General features: G+C 62.3%; 16 protein-coding genes. 6 read left to right on the forward strand and 10 right to left on the reverse strand.

The features are described from left to right. Positions 1 to 36 precede the first annotated feature (36 nt). From ATY76_RS27870 to ATY76_RS27895, 5 genes are all read right to left on the reverse strand, one after another. Entirely contained in the window at positions 37 to 1488 is a 1452-nt protein-coding gene (locus ATY76_RS27870; protein WP_088677886.1) for a homospermidine synthase, read from the reverse strand. 186 nt (positions 1489 to 1674) lie between these two features. Further along, the gene (locus tag ATY76_RS27875; RefSeq protein WP_088677887.1) at positions 1675 to 1959 is read right to left on the reverse strand and encodes a YciI family protein; all 285 of its coding nucleotides are present in this window, start codon (positions 1957 to 1959) and stop codon (positions 1675 to 1677) included. A gap of 2 nt (positions 1960 to 1961) precedes the next feature. Further along, positions 1962 to 2591: an aminotransferase class IV family protein gene (locus tag ATY76_RS27880; protein WP_190233745.1), complete on the reverse strand. Its 630-nt coding sequence runs from the start codon at positions 2589 to 2591 to the stop codon at positions 1962 to 1964. Beyond that, entirely contained in the window at positions 2588 to 3742 is a 1155-nt protein-coding gene (locus ATY76_RS27885; RefSeq protein ID WP_088677889.1) for an aminodeoxychorismate synthase component I, read from the reverse strand. Before ATY76_RS27885 ends, ATY76_RS27880 begins: the two co-directional genes overlap by 4 nt. 355 nt (positions 3743 to 4097) lie before the next feature. After that, positions 4098 to 5951 (reverse strand): M3 family oligoendopeptidase, encoded by a 1854-nt coding sequence (locus tag ATY76_RS27895; protein ID WP_088677891.1) that lies wholly within the window; start codon positions 5949 to 5951, stop codon positions 4098 to 4100. A gap of 299 nt (positions 5952 to 6250) precedes the next feature. Here ATY76_RS27895 and ATY76_RS27905 point away from each other — a divergent pair, with 299 nt between their 5' ends. After that, entirely contained in the window at positions 6251 to 7795 is a 1545-nt protein-coding gene (locus tag ATY76_RS27905; RefSeq protein ID WP_088677892.1) for a sigma-54 dependent transcriptional regulator, read from the forward strand. Positions 7796 to 7973: 178 nt separating this feature from the next. Next, positions 7974 to 9821: a DUF882 domain-containing protein gene (locus tag ATY76_RS27910; protein ID WP_088677893.1), complete on the forward strand. Its 1848-nt coding sequence runs from the start codon at positions 7974 to 7976 to the stop codon at positions 9819 to 9821. 158 nt (positions 9822 to 9979) lie between these two features. Here the strand turns inward: ATY76_RS27910 and ATY76_RS27915 are convergent, their stop codons facing one another. From ATY76_RS27915 to ATY76_RS27925, 3 genes are all read right to left on the reverse strand, one after another. Further along, entirely contained in the window at positions 9980 to 10243 is a 264-nt protein-coding gene (locus tag ATY76_RS27915) for a DUF2312 domain-containing protein (RefSeq protein WP_008533181.1), read from the reverse strand. A gap of 88 nt (positions 10244 to 10331) precedes the next feature. After that, positions 10332 to 10637, reverse strand: a complete 306-nt coding sequence (locus ATY76_RS27920) for a DUF1244 domain-containing protein (protein ID WP_088677894.1) — start codon at positions 10635 to 10637, stop codon at positions 10332 to 10334. Positions 10638 to 10654: 17 nt separating this feature from the next. Further along, on the reverse strand, positions 10655 to 11443 hold the full coding sequence (locus tag ATY76_RS27925; protein WP_088677895.1) for an N-formylglutamate amidohydrolase: 789 nt from the start codon (positions 11441 to 11443) through the stop codon (positions 10655 to 10657). A 201-nt stretch (positions 11444 to 11644) separates the two neighbouring features. On the opposite strand from ATY76_RS27925, the gene ATY76_RS27930 reads away from it, so the two are divergent. From ATY76_RS27930 to ATY76_RS27940, 3 genes are all read left to right on the forward strand, one after another. Then, positions 11645 to 12130 carry a DUF1036 domain-containing protein gene (locus ATY76_RS27930; RefSeq protein WP_088677896.1) on the forward strand — a complete coding sequence of 162 codons (486 nt, stop codon included), beginning with the start codon at positions 11645 to 11647 and terminating at the stop codon, positions 12128 to 12130. Beyond that, positions 12130 to 13569, forward strand: a complete 1440-nt coding sequence (gene pyk / locus ATY76_RS27935; protein ID WP_088677897.1) for a pyruvate kinase — start codon at positions 12130 to 12132, stop codon at positions 13567 to 13569. Before ATY76_RS27930 ends, pyk begins: the two co-directional genes overlap by 1 nt. A 123-nt stretch (positions 13570 to 13692) precedes the next feature. Continuing rightward, positions 13693 to 14325, forward strand: a complete 633-nt coding sequence (locus ATY76_RS27940; protein WP_088677898.1) for a LysE family translocator — start codon at positions 13693 to 13695, stop codon at positions 14323 to 14325. A 2-nt stretch (positions 14326 to 14327) separates the two neighbouring features. Here ATY76_RS27940 and ATY76_RS27945 read toward each other — a convergent pair whose 3' ends face one another. Beyond that, a complete protein-coding gene (locus tag ATY76_RS27945; RefSeq protein ID WP_088677899.1) occupies positions 14328 to 14885 on the reverse strand; it encodes a DUF4865 family protein in 558 nt (185 codons plus the stop codon). After that, complete coding sequence (locus ATY76_RS27950; RefSeq protein WP_088677900.1) at positions 14882 to 15301, reverse strand: tautomerase family protein; 420 nt, start codon at positions 15299 to 15301, stop codon at positions 14882 to 14884. Before ATY76_RS27950 ends, ATY76_RS27945 begins: the two co-directional genes overlap by 4 nt. A 117-nt stretch (positions 15302 to 15418) precedes the next feature. Here ATY76_RS27950 and ATY76_RS27955 point away from each other — a divergent pair, with 117 nt between their 5' ends. Continuing rightward, the gene (locus ATY76_RS27955) at positions 15419 to 16312 is read left to right on the forward strand and encodes a LysR substrate-binding domain-containing protein (protein ID WP_088678050.1); all 894 of its coding nucleotides are present in this window, start codon (positions 15419 to 15421) and stop codon (positions 16310 to 16312) included. Positions 16313 to 16393: the final 81 nt, after the last annotated feature.

A 16393-nucleotide genomic window follows, 5' to 3' on the forward strand; every position in this document is an offset into this window, starting at 1 on the left:
CCTTGCGGCGGGCATCTTCAAGTTGCACTGACGGTCTCAGCGAACGAGGATGTTCCTGAACTGCCAGGGATCCTTGGTGTCGATATCCTCGGGGAAGAGACCCGGACGGCCGTCGAGCGGGGTCCAGTCGGTATAGTGGCCTTCGACCGGGCCGAGATAGGGCATCTGCACTTCGAGGCAGCGCTTGTAGTCGATCTCGTCGGCTTCGACGATACCGGCCTTCGGGTTTTCCAGCGCCCAGACCATGCCGGCGAGAACGGCTGAGGTCACCTGCAGGCCGGTGGCGTTCTGGTAGGGGGCGATGCGGCGGGTTTCTTCCAGCGACAGACGCGAGCCGTACCAATAGGCATTCTTCTCGTGGCCGTAGAGCAGGACGCCGAGTTCGTCGATGCCGTCCTCCAGCTCGTCCTCGTCGAGAACGTGATGGACCGGCTGCGGCGTGCCGCCATTGCCGAACATCTCATGCAGCGAGAGCACGGCGTCATTGGCCGGATGATAAGCATAGTGGCAGGTCGGGCGGAAGGTCACTTCACCGTCCTTGTCGCGGACCGTGAAATAATCGGCGATCGAGATCGACTCGTTATGGGTGACGAGGAAGCCGTATTGCGGGCCGGGGGTCGGGCACCAGGTGCGCACGCGGGTGTTGGCACCCGGCTGCTCCAGGTAGATCGCCGCCTTGTTGCCTTTCTTGTGCTTCTTGGCGTTCTTCGGCATCCATTGTTCATGCGTGCCCCAGCCGAGTTCGGCCGGCTGCATGCCTTCGGAGATGAAGCCTTCGACCGACCATGTATTCCAGAAGACGTTCAGCGGCTTCGGATGCTTGGTGCGCTGGGTATCGCGCTCGGCGATGTGGACGCCCTTGACGCCGAGCTTCTTCATCAGCTTGGCCCAGCCTTCACGATCGTGCTGGTCCGGTTCGTCGAACTTCAGGCCCGTGTCGTTGGCGAGGTTAACGAGCGCCTGCTTGACGAACCAGGAGACCATGCCCGGATTGGCGCCGCAGGTGGAAACGGCCGTGGCGCCGCCCGGGTTCTTCGCCTTTTCCTTGCGCACGGTTTCGCGCAGCGCATAGTTGGTGCGGTCGGCATTGCTCATGCCCTTGTCGAAATAGAAGCCGAGCCAGGGCTCGACGACCGTGTCGACGTAGAGCACGTCATGCTTGCGGCAGAGCTTGATAAGGTCGAGCGAGGAGGTGTCGACCGAGAGGTTGACGCAGAAACCCTGGCCTTCGCCTTCGGTCAGAAGCGGCTTCAGCAGCTCCTTGTAATTGTCCTTGGTGACATATTCCTTGATATGGCGGACGCCGTGCTTCTTCAGGATCTCCATGTCGGAGGGTTCTTCGCGCGGGTCGATGACGACCATCCGGCTCTTGTCGAATTTGAAGTGGCGCTCGATCAGCGGCAGCGTGCCGCGGCCGATGGAGCCAAAGCCGATCATCACGATCGGACCGGTAATTTCGGCATATACCGGATGGTTCTTGTCCGTCATTCTTTTCTCCTGTGGAAGGGGACGAAGGCGTTAAGCCTGAAGAATTCTTTTTGAAATAGCCGCAGAAATGCGAAGTGACCGGCTCTAACCATAAAATGGCGTCACAATAAAGAGCGTTGAGGGGGAAAGCTCAAATATCGGGCGGGCGAGCTGGCAAGGAGCGAGATCATCCGACCTCCCGCAAAATCAGCGTTTCAGGATTTCCAATCCTTCGGCCGTCGTCGTCACGGCAAGCTCGGTGATGTCGTATTCGGCGACGCCGTGGATGGTGAAGGGGTCGGCGGCGACATAGGCTTCGATTTCGGCGCGATTGCCGATCGCGAGGATCGCGCCGCCGGTGCGGGGCACTTTGCGGCCGGAGGCGAGGAACCACCCCTTGGCATAGCCCTCCTTCACCCAGGCCATGTGCGGCTCCATGTGCCGGTCGGCTTCCTCGCTGGATTTGCGGTAGGTGAGGGAGAGGATGAACATGATCAGCTCCTGATGAGGTTGGCGCGGATCAGGCCGCGCAGCGAGTTGCCGAGGTAAAGCGTGCCGGTATCGAGATCGGCAAGCGCAAGACGGCCGACACGGGCCTTGCGTTGGCAGATGAGCTCGGTGCGCAGCACGCCCGCCAGCAAGCCGGAGGAAATGGGCGGGGTCCGCAGGATGCCGCTTCCGTCGTCGAGAAAGATGGAGGTGATGGTGCCTTCGCAGACTTCGCCGCGTTCGTTAAATAGGATGACTTCATCGGCTTCATCAGGAGCATATTCAGCACGTGCGGCTTCATAGACGGCGCGCCGTGTGGTCTTGACGCGCAACAGCCTATCGGCTGAGTGAAGGCGAGTCTTGGCGATACGGACTGTCCAGACGGTCTGCGGCGCCAGCGGGACGAAGGGAGCGCTCGTCACCTCGATTCGGCCCTGCGCGTCGAAGGTCAGGCGGACGCGCAATGAAGCCGTCGCACCCGCGACGGCCTCATCGAGCTTTGCCCCCGCGCCGGCCGGTTGCGGGAAGCCGAGGCGGCGGGCCGAGCGGAAAAGCCGGGCAAGATGCAGGCGCAGCCGGACGAAGCCTTCTCTGGGCTGCCAGCGCAGTGTCTCGATCAGCGAAAAATCGGTCATCGCGCGATCCACTGGTCGCCGACGGCGAAGCGGGCCTTGAGCAGGCATTCCTCATATTCGGCCTCGGCTGTGGAATCGAAGACGATGCCGCCGCCGACATTGAAGACGGCCCTGCCGCCGTCAAAAAGCGTGATGGTGCGAATGGCGACGGAAAAACGCATGGCGCCTGACGGAGAGATCATGCCGATCGCGCCGCAATAGGCGTCGCGGGGGGCATCCTCGAGCGTGTGGAGGATCTCCATCGCCCGCATCTTCGGCGCGCCGGTGATCGACCCGCAGGGAAAGAGCGCGGCAAAGACGTCGCGGATCGAAAGGCCGGGAGTGAGCCTTGCCTGCACGTGGCTCACCATCTGGTGGACGGTCGGATAGGTCTCGACATCGAAGAGCTTCGGGACGTCGAGCGTGCCGACCTCGGTGATGCGGGAGATGTCGTTGCGCAGCAGATCGACGATCATGCGGTTTTCGGCCTGCGTCTTGATGTCAGCGCGCATGGCCGCGATGATTTCGGCATCCTCGGCGGCGGTGGCGCCGCGTCTGGCCGTGCCCTTCATCGGATGGGTTTCGATCCAGCCTTGCTCGTCGGTGCGGAAGAAGAGTTCGGGCGAGCGCGACAGGATGATCGGGCCGCCGAGATCGACCAGAGCGCCGTATTTGACCGGCTGGCGTTCGATCAGCGACCAGAAGGCGGCACGAGGATCGCCGTTCCAGCGGGCCTCGACCGACATGGTGAGGTTCGCCTGATAGGCGTCGCCGAGCCGCAGGTGCTCGTGAAGGCGGTCGAAACGCTCTTTATATATAGGGAAATCCCAGGCGGCTTTCGGCCGAGTGAGAAATTCCCCATTTTCGAGGCGCTGTTTTGGCTGGGCAAGCGGATGCGTGTCCGGCTGCGGAGTGTCGAAGACGCCGAAACAGAGAAGCGGCGTCTCGCGGTTTTCGTCAGCGAAGGAGGCGAGTTTTTCCTCGAAGAGATATCCGGCCTCATAGGCCATGTAGCCCGCAAGCCATTTGCCTTCGGCCTTGGCCTCTTCCATCCTGACAAGGCCGGCGAAGAATTCGGCGCGCCTCCTCGCTATAATGATCTCGGCCGGCTCGGCGAAAAGCATCACCTGGCTGGTCGTGTCGTCGCGGAAGAGAATATAGGGATCAGACATGATTGCGCCGCATCTGGCTTGGCTATCCAATGCCTGCGATGGTTTTGCTCTCTGCGGCGCTGGGCGATGCGAAGCTCGTGGTTTCGCTGCGGTAGGTCGAGACCGGAGTAACCCCCACCTCCCTCATTCCTGTGCTTGTCACAGGAATCCAGCCACGGCGCGTCCGCGCCGTAAATGACTCATTTCTGGCAGATAAAGAGTCTCTAGCGCCCAAGGACTTGGGCGCGCTGGATTCCTGTGACGAGCACAGGAATGAGGGAGATGGGGCTGCCGTCATGGTTCCTCGTGGACGTTGCAGAATGCGGTTGGCGGATCAATAGCCCACCATGGCCTCGCTCTAAAGTGTGGCCGCGCCTTACGCCCTATCCAAAGCTTCCAATTCGTCGATCAGCCCTTCGATCATCGACAGGCCCTGGCTCCAGAACGACGGATCGGTGGCGTCGAGGCCGAAAGGCTTCAGCAGCTCGGAGTGATGCTTGGTGCCGCCGGCCTTCAGCAGCTCGAAATACTTCTCTTGGAAACCCTTGTCAGCCTTCTGGTAGACGGCATAGAGCGAATTCACCAGGCAATCGCCGAAGGCATAGGCGTAGACATAGAAGGGCGAGTGGATGAAGTGGGGGATATAGGCCCAGTAGGTCTCGTAGCCCTCGGAAATGTTGATCGCCGGCCCGAGGCTTTCCGACTGGACGGAGAGCCAGAGTTCGCCAATGTCGTCGGCTGTGAGTTCACCTGCCTTGCGGGCGGTGTGCAGCTTGCGCTCGAATTCGTAGAAGGCGATCTGGCGCACGACCGTATTGATCATGTCCTCGACCTTCTGGGCGAGCATCGCCTTGCGCTCGCGCTTGTCGGTGGTCTTTTCCAGAAGCGCGCGGAAGGTCAGCATCTCGCCGAAGACGGATGCGGTTTCGGCAAGGGTCAGCGGCGTCTGGCACATCAGTGCCCCTTGCGCGCCGGCGAGAACCTGGTGCACGCCGTGGCCGAGTTCATGGGCAAGCGTCATCACGTCGCGCGGCTTGCCCATGTAATTGACGAGCACGTATGGATGGGCCGATGGCACCGTCGGATGGGCGAAGGCGCCGGGCGCCTTGCCGGGGCGGACCGGAGCATCGATCCACTGCTCGTCGAAGAAGCGCCTGGCTATATCGGCCATCTCAGGGGCGAAATTGCCATAGGCCGAAAGAACGGTTTCCTTCGCTTCGGGCCAGGAGATGACGGCGCCGGAGGTTTCCGGCAGGGGCGCGTTGCGGTCCCAGAAATTCATCTGCTCCATGCCGAGCCATTTCGCCTTCATTCTATAATAGCGGTGCGAAAGGCGGGGATAGGCTTCCCGGACGGCGGCAGCGAGCGCATCGACGACCTCGCGCTCGACGCGGTTGGCGAGATGCCTGGAGTCGGCGATGTCCTCGAAGCCGCGCCAGCGGTCGGAGATATCCTTGTCCTTGGCAAGCGTATTGGTGATCAGCGTGAAGATGCGGATATTGGCCTTGAAGGTTTCGGCGAGCGCCATGGCGGCCTTCCGCCGCGCCTCGGGATCCTTTTCCTGCAGCATGTTCAGCGCCACTTCGAGCGGCACTTTTTCGCCGTCGATCTCATAGCGGAGTTCCGCCATGGTTTCGTCGAACAGACGATTGAAGGCGGCGGCCGATGTCATCGACTTTTCGAGGAAGAGCTGCTCCAGCCTGTCGTCCAGCTGGTAGGGCTTGTCTTTCCTGAGATCGACCAGCCAGGGGCGGTAGTGGCCGGCATCGGAGTCGTTCGCCATCGAGGCGTCGATCACGGCGTCGTCGATGCGGTTCAGTTCCAGCGCGAAGAACAGCAGATGGCCCGAGAATTCGGTGATCTTGGTCTGCACGTCGCCATAGAGCTTGCCGTTGGCGGGGTTGGTGGTGTCGGAGAAATAGGTGAGGCCGGCAAAGGAGCCGAGGCGGCCCATGAGATCGTCCAGCGCCTCATATTCCTTCAGCGCCGCGCCGATGCCCTCGTCGCCGGTCTTCAACGCCGCGTCAGCGAGCTTGCCCTTCCACTTCTCTTCGAAGGCGATCGCGGCCTTGCCGGCTTTTTCCATGTCGGCGACGAAAGCGGTGGAGGTGGCGGAGGGATAGAGATCCTGCAGCTTCCAGACCGGCAGATCGCCGAGCGCGGGATCGGCGGGCCCAGCCGGCGCTGCTGGCGACAAGAGAAGGCCGGCGTGCGGGAACTTGATTTTCATGGGCGCAATTCCTCTCCACTTTATAACAGGTTTGCTTGTCTAGCGCATCGGCCTGAAAATCGGAATCGATTTTCGGAAAGCACGGCGGGTAGGCTCAAAGTGTTACAGCGGCCGAAGGGCCGAGCGGCGCTGCAAGCGCGGCGAGGCCCCGTATCCACGGCTTTTCGGCCCGCAAAAGGCGTCGCTTCGGCACGAAAACCGGTCGTCGCAATCGTTAAAATGCAATTGTTTCTCAAAACTGGATGTTCAAGCCTTTCTGCCAGAGTGCGCTTCATGGTTTCGCATGAAGTGAGGCGACAATGACCGGTTACAATGAGCTCAAGGGAGCAGGGCAAATCCTCGTGGTCGAAGACGACCCGGTGCAGCGCCGCCTGCTCAAAAACGCAATCGAGCGTCACGGCCATGTCGTGCACCAGGCGGAAAACGGCCGGATCGGCCTTGAAATGGTCAAGCGCGACAGCGGCCTTTTCAACGTCATCGTGCTCGACCTGATGATGCCCGAAATGACCGGCCTCGAATTCCTCGACGCGCTTCATGAATTCGGCACGCAGATCCCCGTCATCGTTCAGACAGGGCAGGGCGGGATCGAAACCGTGGTGCAGGCGATGCGCGCCGGGGCCTTCGATTTCGTCGTCAAGCCGGTCTCTCCCGAACGCATTGCCACCTCGATCTCGAACGCGATGAAGCTCGACCAGCGCGAAGTGAAGGCGCGGGCCGGACGCCGGTCTCGCTCCGGCTCCGTCGGCTTCGATGACATCGTCTCGGCAAGCCCGGCGATGATCCGCGTCATCGATCTCGCCCAGCGGGCGGCGCAATCCAATATTCCGGTCGTACTCGAAGGCGAATCAGGCGTCGGCAAGGAACTGGTGGCGCGCGCCATCCAGTCCGGCGGCGAGCGCTCGAACAAGCCGTTCGTCACCGTCAATTGCGGTGCGATCCCGCACAATCTCGTCGAGAGCATCCTCTTCGGCCATGAGAAGGGCGCCTTTACGGGTGCAACCGAACGTCACATCGGCAAATTCATGGAAGCCGACGGCGGCACCATCTTCCTTGACGAGATCGGCGACTTGCCGCTCGAAGTGCAGGTGAAGCTGCTACGGGCCGTGCAGCAGGGCGAGATCGAGACCGTCGGCGCGCGCACCGCGCACAAGGTGAATGTCCGGCTGATTTCGGCAACCAACAAGGATCTGATCGAGGAGGTCAAAAACGGCCACTTCCGCGAGGACCTCTATTATCGCCTCAACGTCTTCCCGATCACCATTCCGGCACTGCGCAAGCGCAAGGAAGACATTCCGCACCTGGTACGCGTCTTTGCCGACCGTTTCTCCAGCGAGCAGAAGAACGGCCGCCGCATGACGGTGAACTCGGGCGCGCTGGCGCTTTTGACCGCCTATGACTGGCCGGGCAATATCCGGCAGCTCGAAAACGCGATCTTCCGTGCGGTCGTTCTGGCCGAAGGGCCGGAGCTGACAGAGTCGGACTTCCCGCAGATCGCCGCACAGCTTCCGGAATATGAAGTGGTGGATCACCTAGCGCTCGTTGCCGACAATACCGGCCTCGACCCTGATGAAGCCTACAGCGAGGATTACCGGACGCCGACGCCGGGAGAGCTGCATCACCGGCTGCCGGAGACTTCCGACAACGCAATCGCCAGCGTCAATCCGTCAGGCGATGTGCGCAAGCTCGCCGATGTCGAGGAGGAACTCATCCGATTCGCACTCAAATTCTATCGCGGGCAGATGAGTCAAGTGGCGCGCAAACTTGGCATCGGGCGGTCCACACTTTATCGCAAGCTCAAAGATTACGGCATAGATCCCGATAATCCCCAGAAAGATGCGGCCTAAGCCCTATTTATTAAGACTCAGGCAACCACGATTTGTTACTGATCATAAACCACTTGTTAGTGGCTCGTTCACTATGTAAAGAAAAGGTTGATCATGTGTGGCATTTTTGCCATCGTGTGACCGCATTTGACAGTCATCTGAGACAGTACGGGACATTGTCTGTCTGACGGGGATCGAGTTGCCGAATCTGAATGGGAATTCCAAGCCTTCGCGCTTGAGCTGGCGTTCTTTGTGCGCCGACATCTGCGGAAAGGCAGTGAGGACGGCAGCGGCCGCCCTTCTTGCGCTTGCGGTTTCCTCACCGGTATTCGTCAGTACGCCGTCTCAGGCCGCGGGTGATACCCGCAGCCTCAAGCTCTATTTCATCCATACCGGTGAAAAGGCCGTCATCACCTATAAGCGAAACGGCAAGTTCGACCCCAAGGGTCTGGAGCAGCTGAACCGCTTCCTACGCGACTGGCGCAAGAACCAGCCGACGAAGATGGATCCGCGCCTGTTCGACCTGATCTGGGAAGTCTATCGCCAGAGCGGCTCGCGGGACTATATCAACGTCGTCTGCGGATTCCGCTCGCCGGCAACCAACGAAATGCTGCGCGGCCGCTCGCGCAAATCCGGCGTCGCCGAAAAGAGCCAGCATATGCTCGGCAAGGCGATGGACTTCTTCATTCCCGACGTCAAGCTCGCGACGCTTCGCGGCATCGGCATGAAGATGCAGGTCGGCGGTGTCGGCTTCTACCCGAAATCGGGTTCGCCCTTCGTGCACATGGATGTCGGCGGTGTTCGCGCCTGGCCGCGCATGAGCCGCGACGAGCTCGTCCGGCTTTTCCCCAATGGCAATACCATCCATATTCCGGCCGATGGCAAGCCGCTGCCGGGCTACCAGCAGGCGATGGCCGACTACAAGCGCCGCGCCAGCGGCACGCAGATCGAAATCGCCAGCGCTTCGGAATCGGCGCCGAAGCACAAGACGCTGTTTGCCGCCCTCTTCGGCGGCGGAGCGGACGAGCAGGAAGACGATTCGGATGATTCCGCTCCTGTCGCGGTCGCCAAGGCGACGCCGCCGAAGGCTGCACCGGCTCCTGCTCCTGCCGCTGTTGAGCCGCAGCAGACCGAAGTCGCCGACCTGAACGCCCCGGTGCCGCAGGTTCGCCCGGCATTCAGCAACCAGCCGGCCGAAATGGCGAGCGCGCTGGTGGCGCCGTCTTCGGGTAATGCCGCACAGCAGGCCCTTGCCGCAGCGCTTCCGGCCGATCAGGCCCAGCCGCAACAGTTTGCCGATCTCAGCGCCTACAGCATTCCGGTTCCCTCGCTTCTCGGCCAGCGCCGCGCGCCTGGCGACGCCGAGGTCGCCTCGGTCGATCCGAACATGCAGAACGGCCTGACGGTTCCGACTCCGGTCGAACGGCCTGCCGTTGCCGAGAACCTGCTTGCCGCAGCCACTGCCGATCCGGAAGCAGAGGCCGACGAGGCCGATCAGGGTACGCTCTCGCCTGACGTTGCAGCGGCACTCGAGCAGCAGAACGACAAGGCGGCCGAAAGCGACGTTGCCTCGCAGCAGCCTCAGATGAGCGTTGAGCAGGCGATCGCCGCCGCGATGCCGCAACAGGCGCCTGCCGAAAAACCGACGCTGCAGCTTGCTGCATTGGCGCCGGTAACAAAATCTGCAAGCTTTGGCGACGGTTTCGACGTGCCGGCCGCCGAAGATGCCGTAGCGCCCGGCCTTCCGACCAAGGGCGGCCGCCCGACGCAGAAGCAAGCTGCCGCAGCCGATGCCAGCCGTGCGACCGTCCGGACCGAGCCGAAGCTGACGCAGAAGATGATTTCGCAGTGGGCGCTGACCAACGCCCGGCTTGAAATGGCTTCCAAACAGGTCAAGGCGCCGCGCTTCGTCAGCCAGACGATGCGCGCCCAGCCGACGTCCGTCTATGCCGAGGGCTTCAACGTCAAGACCGCCTCGGTCGATCCGGCCCGCTTCAGCGGCACGGCCGTCAACTTCATGGAAGTGCGCAAGTTCAATACGAACTGAGCCTGCCGATCGTTTGAATATCAAAAAACCGCTGGAGCGATCCGGCGGTTTTTCTTTTGGCCGTTCCGTCCGGCCAGGCGATCCTTGGCTTACAGCCTAACAAAAAGAAAAGCCGCCGGGAGGCCGGCGGCTTGTAGACATCAGCGATGCCAAGCGTATCAGCCTTCCGGCGGCGCCTCGATCATGCCGAGCGCGTGCAGGTAGGTGTCGAGGATCGCTTCCTCTTCCATGCGTTCCTGCTCGTCCTTCTTGCGCAGCGCCACGACCTTCTTCAGGATCTTGGTATCGAAGCCCATGCCCTTGGCTTCGCCATAGACGTCCTTGATGTCGTCGGCGATGGTCTTCTTTTCTTCTTCCAGCCTTTCAATGCGCTCGATGAAAGCGCGAAGCTGATCGCGGGCGACGCCATGAGCATCAGACATCGTGTTCTCCTGATTGGTGATCGATTTTGGATGCCAGTGACTGCCGCGAAAGCGGCGTCACGGTCAAGCCTGTTCGGGCTCGGGTGGGCTATTTGTGCGGGTTGTTCAGCTCAAAAGAGGCCTTTTGCACAGGCGAGGCCTCGTTCTGATGGAGTTTCTTCCATTCCTCATAGGGAATGCCATAGACCATCTCGCGTGATTCGTCCCTGGTGACGGCGACACCTTCGGCCTCGGCGGCTTCGCGGTACCAGTTCGACAGGCAGTTGCGGCAGAAGCCGGCCAGGTTCATCAGGTCGATGTTCTGGACATCGCTGCGCTCGCGCAGATGGGCGACGAGGCGGCGGAAGGCGGCGGCTTCGAATTCGGTCTGCTGTTCCTTGCTGAGCGCGGTCATCTCGCTCTCCTTTCCCGTCAATAAGGCCCTGTGCGCGAGACATGGACGTCGTATTCGTGCAAGGCGGGATCGGCATTCATGACGGCAAAGATCGGCGCGAGGCGCTCGGCCCATGCCGATATGCCGGCCTCGTCCGCGATCAGATCCTGGCGCACTTCGAGCAGCGCGTGCGGGATGCCCGTCACCATGCAGTGGCGGTACATGGTATCGCCCTTCAGGGCGCCGTCATAGGGTTCGTTGTCGCCGACGACGAGATCCGGATCGGCGCGCAGCAGATCGAGCAGCGGGCCGACGGCGCGCCGGTCGCTGTCCCAGAGGACGGCGGCGTGCCAGGGCCGGGGAATGCTCTTCCAGGCGGGCGTGTAGGAATGCAACGACAGCACCAGCGGCGCCTTGCCGGTGGCGTTCGCCACTGCGTCGATCATCTCCGCCACGGCGCCGTGATAAGGACGATGGTAGGTTTCGATGCGGGCATTCCATTCCTGCGGCGTGATCGGATGATTGCCCGGTATGACGGCCCCATCGGAAATCTTCATGATCAGCGTCGGATCGTCCTCGCCGCGGTTCGGATCGATCAGCAGCCGCGAGAAGCCGCCGAGCACCGCCGGCACGCCGAGCTTTGCCGAAAGCTGCCGCGTCAGGCCTTCGATGCCGATGTCATAGGCGATATGGCGGGCAAAGGCAGACTCGGGCAGGCCGAGCTTCTCATACCGGGCGGGAAGACGGTTCATCGCGTGATCGGCTAGGATCACCATGCCTTTGTCATGTTTTCCGGGTAGGATTTCGAAGGATTGGAAGTCATCCATGAAGGAATTGCCGTTCGTCATTGCGCAGTCGGGCTCAGTGATCGCACGTGCCTGCGGCAGGTTCAAGCGCGGCAGGTGGCGGGGCGCCGATATGAACCGGAACGAACAGGTTATGAAAGGAAATATAATCGATTAGCATTGCGTTGACTTTCGCATGACGGCGGCGCAAGAAGACACGGATACGAATAACCGTGGAGCTATTTGGGAGCCGTGTTGATCCAAGCCGCGCCAAGTTTCCTCACGCGGTCCGGGCCGCTGGCCCGTCTCGCTCTGTTCGCTCTTGCAGCCGCCATGCCGTTCTTCATCGCAGATGCCGCACGCGCGGATTTCCGCGTCTGCAACGGAACGCAGAATCTGGTCGGCGTCGCCATCGGATACCGGGCCAAGGACGGCTGGATCACCGAAGGCTGGTGGCAGGTGCCGGCAACGACCTGCGCCACGCTGATCGAGGGAGAATTGCAGTCGCGCTATTATTACCTCTACGCAGAAGACGCCGCCCGGGGAGGACGATGGACGGGCGACGTGCAGATGTGCGTGGCGGAAAACGAATTCAAGATTACGGGTGTGCAGGATTGTTATGCCCGGGGTTATCAGAAGATGGGATTCAAGGAATACGATACGGGCCGCCAGGGCAGCTGGATGGTTCAACTCTCCGACACCCCAGGGACGCAAGAAAGTCAGAATTGATGAAGCGTAATCGCAAAATTAAAATCCTCGCCACCCTCGGGCCTGCCTCCTCCGAGGAATCGATGATCGAGAAGCTGCACCAGGCCGGTGCCGACGTCTTCCGCATCAATATGAGCCATGCGAGCCACGACCTGATGCGCACGCTCATCCAGCGTATCCGCTCGGTCGAGGCGCGCTCCGGCCGGCCGATCGGCATTCTCGCCGATCTGCAGGGACCGAAACTGCGTGTCGGCAAATTCGTCGACAGCAAGGTCGACCTGAAGCCCGGCCAGACCTTCACACTCGACAACAACGAAGCGCTCGGTGATCAGAACCGCGTCTACCTGCCGCATCCCGAAATCCTGGAATCGGTGCAGCCCGGCCACCGGCTGCTGATCGACGACGGCAAGCTCGCGTTGCGCGCCGAAAAATGCGACGGCAAGAGCATCGTCACGACGGTCATATCGGGCACGCGCATTTCCGACCGCAAGGGCGTCAGCCTTCCCGACACGCTGCTCGGCGTCGGCGCGCTGACGGATAAGGACCGTGCCGACCTCGAAGCCGTGCTCGCCACCGACGATGTCGACTGGGTGGCGCTTTCCTTCGTCCAGCGTCCCGACGACCTTGCCGAAGTGCGCAAGATTGCCCGCGGCCGCGTCGGCCTGATGTCGAAGATCGAAAAGCCGCAGGCGCTCGAGCGCATCGAAGAGATTATCGAGCTTTCCGACGCATTGATGGTCGCCCGCGGCGATCTCGGCGTCGAAATGCCGCTCGAATCAGTTCCGGGTATCCAGAAGCAGCTGATTCGTGCCTGCCGCCGCTCGGGCAAGCCTGTCGTCGTCGCCACGCAGATGCTGGAATCGATGATTTCGGCGCCGGTGCCGACGCGCGCCGAAGTCTCCGACGTCGCGACCGCCGTCTTCGAAGGTGCCGACGCCGTCATGCTCTCGGCCGAATCGGCCTCGGGCGACTATCCCGTCGAAGCCGTCTCGACCATGGCGTCGATTGCCAGCGCCATCGAGCGCGAGCCGCATTATCCCGGCATCATCTATGCCCAGCGGGCCCAGCCGGAAGCGACCGGCGCCGATGCGATTTCGCTCGCCGCCCGCCAGATCGCCGAGACGCTGAAGCTGTCGGCGATCGTGTGCTACACCTCGTCGGGCACGACAGGCCTTCGCGCTTCGCGCGAGCGTCCGCAGGTGCCGATCCTGGCGCTGTCGCCGATCATCAAGACGGCGCGCCGCCTTGCCATCGTCTGGGGCCTGCATTGCGTCGTCACCCATGACGCGACCGATCTCGACGACATGGTCAACCGCGCCTGCCGCATCGTCGCCGACGAAGGCTTCGGCAAGCCGGGCGACCGCATCATCATCTCGGCCGGTGTGCCGCTCGGCACGCCTGGCGCCACCAACATGATCCGCATCGCCTATATCGGTTCCGACGGCCAGAGCGGCGTCTGACCGATCCAAACCCTTGAGAAAACCCGCTGCCGGAAGAGGCGGCGGGCTTTTTCGTTCATGGTGCGGCATTGCCAAGGGCTGCGGCGCATGCAAGTTTCGATCCCTGGATTGGGAGGGATCGTCATGGATATCTTTACGCTTCTGGCTTTTGCTGCTGTTTCCTTCGTCGGCATCGCGACGCCGGGACCGACGGTGCTCCTGGCGCTGACCAATGGTTCGCGGCATGGCCTGCGCCGGGCGATGGCCGGCATGGTCGGCGCGGTGCTTTCCGATTTCGTGCTGATCGGCGCCGTGGCGATCGGGCTCGGCGCGCTGCTTGCGACGTCGGAATTCTGGTTCTCCATGCTGAAATGGGTAGGTGCCACCTATCTCGCCTTTCTCGGCATCATGCTTCTGCGCTCGAAGGGCGCGATCGATGCGGCATTGCAATCAGGTGCGCCCGCCGGGCAGTCAACTTTCGCGATCGGGCTGAAAAGCTTCATGGTCGCGGCGACGAACCCGAAGGGCTACCTGTTCTTCTCCGCTTTCCTGCCGCAGTTCATCGATCCCACCCAGCCGCAGGCGGCGCAATATGCGCTGCTCGCCCTCATCTTTGCCGCGCTCGATTTCATCATCATGTTCGGCTACGCCTTCTTCGGCTCGCAGGCGGTCCGTTTCCTGAAAACGTCAGGCGCTCTATGGCTGGAGCGGGCATGCGGCGGCGCGCTTCTGGCGCTCGCCGGTTCGCTTGCCTTCTATCGCCGCGCCACCGCCTGAACTCAGGGTCGAGGCGGGGACAGGTGACCGACGCGATAGGCCTGCGTGTGCTCGCCGATCTCAGGCATATCTCGCCACAGCCTGAAGCGGATGCGCGTCCATGTCGTCGGTTCGAAACCGGAGACGGAGGCGAGCGCGCCGCCCGCCGCCAGATCGGCTTCGGCCTCGGCGCTTTCGCTCCGGCGGATATCGGCGAGAGAGGCATAGGGCTGCGTCTGCAGGATGTCGCGGGTCGCAAACCTGGCCGCGCCGATATAGGGTGACACTTCCGCCTGCCAGACGATCCATGTCTTCACCTGCGGCCAGCCGAAGGCGGCGGTAAGCGCTTCGAAGCCCGAGCCGCAGAGGAAATCGCTCGCGCCTTCCGGCTTCTGCCAGAGATAAAATGGTGCGTAGAGGTTTTCGCGGCTGGCGAATTCGCCTCTGCAGGCGCTGAGATAGGCCTTGAAGCCGAGATTGGGGAAGCCGTCGAGCAGCGGCCCCTTATCGCGGATGCGGCGATCGATGACCGACATGTCGTAGTCGGCGGGCAGGGTGAAGCTGTACTGCATGGCGATCATGCTTGCGTCTCCGCTAGCCGCAGCCGCCAGTCGGGATCGGTCATCTGGGCGATACCGTTGCCGAAGGACCAGTCCTCCGGCGCGCTGGTACTGATGACCACCATCACGTCCTCGGGCCTCAGACCCGGCGACTGCCTCAGCAAATCGGCGAGCCGCCGGTAGAGCGCCGCCTTTACCTCTGCCGTTCGCGGCCGGCCTATGGTGATCGAGATGTAGACGAAATCGTCGGAGCGCGGACCGGCGAGATAGGTGCGGTCGAAGATCAGCTCGTTTTCGTCGTGCTGGTGAATGGCCTGGAAGCGATCGTTTTCAGGCACGTCGAAAGTCTCGACCAACGCGCGCTGGATGCTGTCGGCGAGTGCCGTGAGATAGTCCGGCGACTTGCCTTTGCGGAGAGAGATGCGAACGAAGGGCATTGGGATCTCCATGGGTTTGGGCCGCTTGCGGCCTTGACAACAGCACTATCGCAGCACAGGATGATGCTGAAAATCAGAATTTTATGGACGAATAGTCCTAAAAATCGGGATTATATGATGCGACGGACGATCTTCGATCTCGACGTGCTTCGAACCTTTTCAACCGGCATGGAGCTCGGCAATTTCGCCAGGGCGGCGGAGAAGCTCGGCCGTTCGACCTCGGCCGTCAGCGCGCAGCTGAAGAAACTGGAGGAGCAGGCGGGCACGCCGATCTTCCGCAAGGCGGGGCGCGGTCTGGCGCTCACCGATGCCGGCGAGACGATGCTCGGCTATGCCAGGCGGCTGCTGGAGCTGAACGACGAGGCGGCTGCGGCCGTGCACAGCGTCGAGCTGGAAGGCTGGGTACGGCTCGGGCTGCAGGAGGATTTCGGCGAGAACCTGTTGCCTGATGTGCTTGGCCGCTTTGCCCGCGCCCATCCGAAGGTGCGCATCGAGGCGAGGGTGGTGCGCAATAGCGAACTGCTCGATCGTATCACCTCGGGCAAGCTCGATCTGGCGCTCGCCTGGAGCGACGGCACGCTGACGGCGCATTGCGAACGGATCGGCGAGGTGCCGATGCGCTGGATCGGCCCTGCGGAGGGGCCGCCCGGCTGGCACGCCTCAACCGGCGAGCCGATGCCGCTCGCCTCGCTGGAGGCGCCGTGTCTCATGCGCAGCGCCGCGACCCGGGCCTTGGACGAGGCCGGCATTTCCTGGCGGATCGCTTTCGTCAGCCCCAGCCTCGGCGGCCTTTGGGCCGCGACGGCGGCGGGCCTCGGCCTCACCATCCGCACACCGGTCGGCCTGCCGGCGAAGGTCCGGGCGCTTGCGCCCGGGGCGGTCGGCCTGCCCGAGTTGCCGAAGCTCGGTCTCGTCCTGCATCGGGCGGAGGCCGAACTGCAACCGGCCGCGGCGCGGCTGGGCGAACTGGTGATGCAATCCGTGCATGGGGCGCTCACCTCTGCGCATTGACCCCTCGGACGCATGGCTGTAGCCTCGGCCGCTATGAAGATGCTCACTGTCAATATCGCTTCGGTCTTCTTCTTGAGCCGC

This window comes from Rhizobium sp. R339 (assembly GCF_002211395.1).
Lineage (GTDB): Bacteria > Pseudomonadota > Alphaproteobacteria > Rhizobiales > Rhizobiaceae > Rhizobium.